Origin of the sequence: Phormidium pseudopriestleyi FRX01 (assembly GCF_017313335.1) — a bacterium.
In the GTDB taxonomy this organism is placed as follows: Bacteria; Cyanobacteriota; Cyanobacteriia; order Cyanobacteriales; family Laspinemataceae; genus Laspinema; species Laspinema pseudopriestleyi.
Genome location: NZ_JAFLQW010000469.1, coordinates 1 through 3,912, shown reverse-complemented (window position 1 = coordinate 3,912; position 3,912 = coordinate 1). Strand labels below are relative to the sequence as shown.

Genomic DNA, 3,912 nt, shown 5'->3' with positions numbered 1-3,912 from the left:
GGATCATCATTCAAATGAGGGAGTTTTTCAATTTCCCAAGCTAAATCATACCCCAACCATCCTAACCATCCTCCCGTGAAGGGAACATCATCGCGATTCAGGACTTGAAGAGTAGCAAGTTCTTGAATTGTTTCAGAATGCTCTAGCTTTTTGCGCTTAAGCAGTTGCCGCAAACTGGGCAGAATTTCTCCAACTTTTGGAGTCCATACTTGATGACAATTGTCAATCCATCTCGGTGCACCGGCACAGATAGAATATCTCGCTTCTGGGATGGGAGTGGGAGTCGGATAAGGACTTTCTAGGAGGGTGGCGATCGCCGCTTCTGGTTGCTGGTTTTGGGATGGGGGAATTAGAAAAAGCGCTTCAAATACTTGGGTTCCAGTCCGCTGTTTTAAGGGCAGCGATCGCCAATACCAAGGGGCGATGGGTTCATGATTGAATGGGTTCACGCTTGCCATCCCCAGATAAAACGCATCCCCCAAAATCCAAACAATATGGCGATCGCCACCCAGTCTCCATTTCTCAGTTGTAACGGATGCCACTGCACCCGATGGGTATTCGGGCTAGTAAATCCTCGCACCTGCATCCCTCCAGCAATTTGTTGAGCCCGCAATAGCAGATTTTCTAGCAACCTTTCTACTACAGTAAACCATACTTTAGTCGTTCCCCGCAAGCCCAATTTTTTCCAATTAATTGCCCGAGTTCGCACGGAACGAATTAAGTTCTGAACTTCTTCTAATACCAGGGGGATAAACCGCAGGGATAATGTTAGGGTTAGGGCAATTTCTGTTGTGGGGATATTAAACCGTCTCAGGGGACTCATTAAATCTTCAATTCCCGCAGTAATCTCTTCGGGTGCCGTAGTGAGCAGGTACAGATTGGTGCTATAAATTAGGGTAAAAAATAAGGTGCTGATCCGGATTCCTAAATCCAGAGAACGACGGGTAATCGTAAACCGCCCTTGCTCAAATAGAACATAACGGTAATCCGTGGGTTGGGGGAGTTCACTGTCAATTGTCTCCTCGGGTTCGGTGGTTTTTTGACCCCAGCCAAAGGGATTGTACCACGGATTTCGGGTCGGGGTTGGAGGGAGGGTGAGAGGTTGACGATCGAAGGTGAGTTCTTGGGAGGGGAGACGGGGTTGGTGTTCCACCGGCAGTCCATCGGGCGCGATCGCTGTAATGAGGCAAATTAACAGAGACAGGGTTAACAACAACCCCATTTGTTTGCGCCAGACTCGCAGGGGGATTAAGGCACTAATCGTAATCAAAATTAGTAGCAGAACTAACCCAATCCGCCAAATGGGATTCGCTAAGACTGGCGCAATTAAAAAGCTCATCAACCAAATTAGTTTGACTCGCGCATCTAAGTGATGTAACCAGGTAATGGGTTGTTCTAAATACAAGCCGATAGGCAGCGATCGCAGTAAATCCATCGGATTTGAGAAAGTAAATTTTCGTAGAGTCCAAAACCGCAGTCCCAAGGATTCGGTTTTGCCATGCCTTTTTGTAGGGGAAATTCATTAATTGCCCCCACGAGGAATAGCTGGGTTTTTGTAGGGAAACTTAATGAACGAATCCCCTACACAATAGCCGGTTATTGGAAAACCTAAACTTTAACGGCTCGATTGGTGGTATTGTTATCTTCAAAATCACGGGCTTTTTTACCCCGCCATAACAACCGTAATGGACTGCCGGTAAATCCCAATTGTTCACGGAATTGACGTTCGATATAACGGCGATAATTATCGTTAAATCGTTTCGGGTCATTCACAAACAAGGCAATGGTGGGAGGTTGACTGGTAACCTGAGTTCCATAATAGATTTTGCCCTGTTTTCCTTGGCGACTGGTCGGAGGACTATGCCAATGCAAGGCATCTTTTAACACTTCATTAATCACCGAAGTCGAAACCCGACGACTATGTTCTTCCGCCGATTTATCAACTAAATCCAGGATATTTTCCACTCGTTTTCCAGTGACGGCACTGACAAAAATTGCTTCCGCCCATTCTAGGAAATAGAGACGACTTTTGATATCCCGTTCATAGTCATAAATGGTATAGGAATCTTTCTCGATCGCATCCCATTTGTTGATGACCATGACGCAGGCGCGTCCTTCTTCTTCGATTCGTCCAGCCAGTTTTTGGTCCTGTTCCGTCACCCCATCCACGGCATCAATCACCAACAGCACTACATCCGCCCGACGAATCGCTTTAAATGCCCGGTTGATGCCAAAAAATTCCGGTCCATATTCCACATTTTTCTTTTTACGAATCCCGGCGGTATCGATAATTCGGTAGGTTTTTCCGTTCCGTTCCACAAAGGTATCGATACTGTCGCGAGTCGTTCCAGAAATTGGACTGACAATGGCCCGATTTTCTCCCACAAAGGCATTGAGTAAGCTCGATTTGCCGACATTGGGACGTCCGACGATCGCCACTTTAATTTCCGGCGTTTCTTCGATTTCCGAAGTCGGAGGCAAGTGGGGAATGACGATATCTAATAAATCTCCCGTTCCACTACCGTGAATGGCCGAAACGGGATAAGGTTCACCCATGCCTAATTCCCAAAATTCTGCCGCTTGGGTCAATCCTTCCATTAAGGATTCACATTTATTCACGGCCAGGACAACCGGAACTTTTTGATGACGCAACCAGTTGGCAATTTCGCGATCGGCTTCGGTGACCCCTAGTTGTCCATCTACCACAAATAGCGCAACGCTAGATTCAGACAGCGCTGCCAGGACTTGTTCTCGAATTAGGGGTAAAAATTCGGTCTCATCATCAAAGACTAATCCGCCGGTATCAACGATCTGAAAGTCTCGGTCTTGCCAGAAGGCATCTCGATAGGTGCGATCGCGGGTGACTCCCGGTTCGTCATGGACGATCGCCTGTTTACCCCCAGCAATCCGATTGACAAGGGTTGATTTGCCCACGTTAGGGCGTCCGATAATAGCAACTATAGGTAAAGCCATAGAGATGAAGGTTCCTGAGATTGAGCGAAGCAATCTTATCTGTTTATTTTTTTATTATAGCGAATCGATGCGATCGCTACGCTCATTAATTATCTCGCATCTTTACCCTGGGGCTTCCCCTCTCAAGCTGACTCGGACTCTTTGATAGCTTTTCCTCTTACCGACAGGTTAAACTTTCATTCACTGCCGCAAAATATTCGGTGCTTTCTTTGTCAATAAGTCGCTTATAGTGTTCGGGGTTTTGAATCAATATGACTCGGGCAGTATCTAAGTCAGTATTTCTATAGGTTAACTCTCGTCTTCCTGAGAGTTCTACCGTCTGATCTAGCATTTCGCTGGGGTCGGGTTGATAAGTAAAAATCGTATCTCCCCCTTGTTCTCGAATCCTGAAACTCGCTTGTTCCCCCAATGGATTCGGTTGTCCCGATGCCGGGTCATATTCGCAAATTCTGCCCGTTGTCTGTTCAGTACAGCCGATCAGCCCGATTAGGGATACGAAGCTCAAGCCCAGGGATATTTGATGAATTTTCATGAGTATTTTGAGGGGTCATATTCTATAATTGGCATGGATAATTATATCACATTTCAGCGGTTGGATTAATGAATAAGCTGGCAAAAATCAACAAATCCAGGAGTCTATCTACAGAACAAATCCGGCGGAGGTAGGATTCATTTTAAAGGAGGAATTTATCACGGAATTTCGGTTTAATTTGAGCTGCAAATAAAAAAGCGCCCCCAATCGGGATCGCTTTTGGTTTGTGGATTCGCACAGATGCAGGGGCGATCGCCTTAGATATCCCCCTCCGCATCCGGGTCAATTCCTAGCGATCGCAAACGTTCCGCTAATCGTGCCGCTTTCCGTTCTGCCGCTTCCGCTCGCTGTTTTTCCTGTTCCGCTCGTTGTTTTTCCTGTTCCGCACGCTGTTTTTCCTGTTCCGC

General features: G+C 46.6%; 3 protein-coding genes and 1 pseudogene. All 4 read right to left on the bottom strand.

Translation table 11 applies throughout. The features are described 5' to 3' along the window. Window positions 1–458: pseudogene (locus J0895_RS17830) on the bottom strand (anthranilate synthase component I); the annotation flags it as partial. Then, window positions 446–1,435 carry an energy-coupling factor transporter transmembrane component T family protein gene (locus J0895_RS17825; RefSeq protein WP_207089357.1) on the bottom strand — a complete coding sequence of 330 codons (990 nt, stop codon included), beginning with the start codon at window positions 1,433–1,435 and terminating at the stop codon, window positions 446–448. The gene J0895_RS17825 and the pseudogene J0895_RS17830, both read right to left, overlap by 13 nt. Window positions 1,436–1,608: 173 nt before the next feature. Then, window positions 1,609–2,973, bottom strand: coding sequence for a ribosome biogenesis GTPase Der (gene der / locus J0895_RS17820; RefSeq protein ID WP_207089356.1), 1,365 nt, complete (start codon window positions 2,971–2,973; stop codon window positions 1,609–1,611). A 157-nt stretch (window positions 2,974–3,130) separates the two neighbouring features. Next, window positions 3,131–3,505, bottom strand: coding sequence for a hypothetical protein (locus tag J0895_RS17815; RefSeq protein ID WP_207089355.1), 375 nt, complete (start codon window positions 3,503–3,505; stop codon window positions 3,131–3,133). Window positions 3,506–3,912: the final 407 nt, after the last annotated feature.